The organism is Labilibaculum sp. (assembly GCF_041595635.1).
GTDB lineage: Bacteria > Bacteroidota > Bacteroidia > Bacteroidales > Marinifilaceae > Labilibaculum.
This window is the reverse complement of the sequence record NZ_JBFHJW010000117.1, coordinates 1-4,300: the sequence shown is the minus strand read 5'-3', so window position 1 is coordinate 4,300 and position 4,300 is coordinate 1. Positions and strand designations below refer to the sequence as shown.

At 33.4% G+C, this 4,300-nt stretch carries 2 protein-coding genes; both read left to right on the top strand.

Going from position 1 to position 4,300, the window contains the following annotated elements; translation table 11 throughout:
• The first annotated feature begins 527 nt into the window (after positions 1–527).
• Positions 528–3,596, top strand: coding sequence for an ATP-binding cassette domain-containing protein (locus tag ABYT26_RS17470; protein WP_372756288.1), 3,069 nt, complete (start codon positions 528–530; stop codon positions 3,594–3,596).
• 414 nt (positions 3,597–4,010) lie between these two features.
• Positions 4,011–4,300: glycoside hydrolase family 47 protein (locus ABYT26_RS17465; protein WP_372756286.1), on the top strand; the 290-nt coding region annotated here is incomplete at its 3' end.

Sequence of the window (4,300 nt, the reverse complement as noted above, 5' to 3'; positions counted from 1 at the left end):
TTGAATGGTTAAGTCTATTTAATGGATGTTAAAGGATTATAAAAGGTGAGTTTGGAAGTTTTTTTCGGAATTGGCAGGAGTATAAAAAGAAAAAAGTCTGGATCCCCACCCAAACTTTTCTACTAACCACTAATTACTAACCTAAATCTTATAATCTATGAAAAAACTTTCTCTTTTTATATTTACAAATATCGTTCATTAAATTGTAAAGTTCACTTAAAGGATGTTAAAGGATCTTAAAAAACGCATTTGTGCAGCTCTATTTTTAAAGCAGAAATTAATATGATATATTTTATGTTGTCGATTATTGTGTTTTTGATTGGGGTGAGATTTGAAAATTACAAATGGACTTTTTTATGCCGATTTGAGGTAACATATTTTAGATGAGTTGTTTTTGTTCTTGTTTGATTCTTTTGTTGTGAAATCTATGTGTTTAATTTAAGCTTACTAAAAAAGAACTTTTCCATTGCTCGGAGAATTTATTTAAATTAGGCCTTTAGCAAAAATTAAACTTCTATTACTTCCCCATGAATGAATCGGTATTAAATGCTATAATGCAACTTTTTGCTATTATTGTTGATGAAAAACAGGTCGGTTTTGAATTGGCTGCCAAGGATGTTGTCTCACAGTATTTGGAGAAGCGATTCAGTAAAGAATGGCATGAAATCTATTTGGCCAATTTCGACCGTTACCTTAAGGAATCGTACTATGCAAAAGGGAATGAGGATTCACTTCAGGATAAACACATTCAGGTTGAGGAAGTTTGCTCTAAATTAGTGAAGGATGTTGAGCAGGATCAAAAAGTGTGGATCATGCTCCAATTGCTAGAGTTTATTGATGATTCGGAATTTACAGGACCGAAAGAGCTCGATTTTGTAAAAACAGTTTCCAAAACTTTCAAAATCCCTAAAAAGGAATATGAACATAGTCTTGAGTTTATTTTAGGAGCTGAGTATTCCATTCCTTACAGTCCGTATTTGTTAATTGTTGATGCAAATGAGACTTTCCAACACGAGGTGGTAAAGCACATTTATAGCGAAAAATTACGGGGTCGTTTGTTCATTCTTCATTTAGAGAGTACTAATACTTTTTTAATGAAGTATTTTGGGGAGTATAACTTGTTTTTAAATGGGCATAATGTTAGGTTGAATCGTGCTTATATCTTGTCTTATGGGTCAGTGATTCGAAGTCCTAGAATCGATCCAATTTATTATTCTCAAGTGGTATCGGTATTTATCGAACGGAAAAATCATTCCGATATTCGTTTTATTGCTAATAATATTGAATTCAAGTTTCCAGGATCAAAAAATGGAGTATATCCAGTTAGTTTTCATGTTGAATCGAGTCAGCTAATTGGAATTATGGGGGGGAGCGGAACTGGAAAATCAACCTTACTGAATGTTTTGAATGGCAATTTACCTCTGAATCAGGGAGATATTTACATAAATGGATATCATCTGCATAAGGATAAAGAAGAGCTGAAAGGAGTTATTGGTTATGTGCCACAGGACGATTTGCTTGTTGAAGAATTGACCGTTTATGAGAATCTGTTTTTTAATGCGAAACTTTGTTTTGATGATTTGTCGGAAGAAAGAATTGAGGAAATTATAGATGATACCATTGAAAATTTCGATTTGGTAGAAGCCAGGGATTTAAAGGTAGGAGATCCGATCAATAAGATATTAAGCGGTGGTCAGCGAAAGCGGTTAAATATTGCTTTGGAATTGATGAGGGAGCCTTCGGTTCTTTTTGTCGATGAACCTACCTCTGGCTTATCGAGTATGGATTCAGAGAAGGTAATGTTATTGCTGAAAAGACAGGTTTTAAAAGGTAAACTGGTCATGTGTAACATTCATCAGCCTTCCTCTGATATTTTTAAATTGCTTGATAAGTTGATAATTATGGATCAGGGTGGAAAGGTAATCTACTTTGGAAATCCTATTGATGCTGTTGTTTATTTTAAAACTCAAAGTCATTTTGTAAAGGCAGATGAAAGTGAGTGTTTGACCTGTGGTAATGTAAATTCGGAGCAGATTCTCAGGATTGTGGAAGCTCGAATGATGAATGAGTATGGGAAGCAAATCCGGAAAAGGAAAAGAAGTTCCAATGATTGGTATGAATTATATAAAGAAAAAATAGAAGCTCAAAACCCAGTCAAGCTTCCCAAACGGAAAAGAATGATTCCGATTAATTATTTTAGAATTCCCAAGAGAACTGCACAGTTGAAGATTTATTTGACTCGTGATATAAAGGCTAAAATAAGCAATAGGCAGTACCTTCTAATTACCCTTCTCGAGGCACCTCTTTTAGCCGTTATTTTAGGCTATTTCACCAAATACATTAGCGGTACGGATGATGACTCTACAGCTTATGTTTTCTCTAACAATGAAAATATTCCTTCTTTTATTTTTATGGCGGTAGTTGTTTCTGTTTTTTTAGGTCTTATTATATCGGCCGAAGAAATTCTCCACGATCGGCGAATCATGAAACGAGAATCGTTTTTGAATTTAAGTCGTTTTAGCTATTTGAATTCTAAGGTAGTTGTGATGCTTGTCATTTCGGCAATTCAAACTCTTATGTTTGTTTTTATTGCCAATACTATTCTCGAAATAAAAGGAATGACCCTAGAGTATTGGTTGGTATTGTACACTGCATCAGCTTGCGCAAATATGATTGGTTTAAATTTATCAGCTGCTTTAAATACGGTTGTTGCAGTTTATGTTTCTATTCCCTTTATTCTGGTACCTCAACTTCTATTTTCTGGTGTAATCGTAAACTTCACAAAGTTACATCCAGTCATTGCTTCTCAAAAATATGTGCCGCTTGTTGGCGACCTTATGACTTCAAGATGGGCTTACGAGGCTTTAATTGTAGAACAATTTAGAGATAATGAGTTTGAGAAAAAGTTTTTTGAATATGAGCAAAAAATGAGCGAAGCGTCGTTTCGTTCTTCCTTTTATGTGCCTGAAGTAAAACAGGCTTACAAAAATTGGTTGCTTTCGCCCGAATCAGATGAATTACAACTATTACAGAACGAATTTGGTAAAATTGCCAATTTATATGATTTACCAGAAGGAATAGATTTGAGTAAAAAGAGTTTGCAAAATTCTTCAGAGGATTTGTTTCAATGGCTTGAGAAAATAAAACAAAGTGGCTGGCTTGATTATAAAAAGGAATCGGATAGTCGCGATCAGGTGTACGCTAATTTAGTGGACGAGTATGGAGGTAGAAAGGAATTGTTCGAATTCAAGGAAAAGTATCATAACGAAGCAGTAGAACAGATTGTTTTGAATCGGAGAGAACTCAACAAAATTATTGAGTTTAAACAGGAGTTCATTCAGTTAAAAGATCCTATTTTTAAAATTTCAGACAATAAAATGGGAAGAGCTCAACTGTACGCTTCGCAAAAACGGGTTGGCAATTTTTTAATCGATACTTTTTGGTTTAATCTGATAATTATTTGGGGAACCAGTCTGTTTTTTTATTTCACACTCTATTTTGATGTCATTAGAAGAGGCTTGCATCGAATTGAAATTATTTGGTTTAAAATTCTTCCTGAAGGTGATCTTCGAATTATGAGAAAACGTCAATCATAGTATTTATGAGTCTTGTACTGTGGTGATTTATTTTATATAAATTCCGTTCTGCTTAAAGTTTTAAAATGTTGAGTAGAATGGAATTCTTAAATTTAATATATCGCCATAGTGTAATAAATTGAGGTTATTGTAGTAGTTTATGCTTGTGATACTATATTCATCTGTTCTATATTTGTATCCATGGATAGATGAGAGATATTCATTTATAGCGCATAAGGTATTTAAACTTACTTTTTTTCAAGCTTGATACTTGTTCTGCGTTTTGATGTAGTACTTATTGGTGAATTCTCAAGTTTTATTTAATAAATATTATTCTTTGCGATCAACTCTCTGCCTATAAATCTTGAATAAATTTATGTTAGAGTATCTTTTAATCCGATTAAGCGAAAATAAAAGTATATAAACCTGAATGTCATGAAGAAACTAAGTTATTTTTTGCTGATACTATTTGTTGCAGCAGTAGCCTGCCAACCAAAGGTAGAGAAGAAAAAAGAAGTAAAAATAAGTGCTGTTGCGCAGGAAGTAAAAGATGAATTTGTGAGATCTTGGGATACATATAAAAAGTATGCTTGGGGACACGATGTACTACTACCACTTTCTAAATCATATCAAGATTGGTATAAGGAATCATTGCACATTTCACCAATTGATGCCTATAGCACAATGAAAGTAATGGGTTTAGATGAACAAGCAAAAGAAGTTGA

Excerpts from the sequence above, each read along its gene's own strand:
- ABYT26_RS17470 (WP_372756288.1), top strand. The coding sequence starts at position 528 with ATGAATGAATCGGTATTAAATGCTATAATGCAACTTTTTGCTATTATT.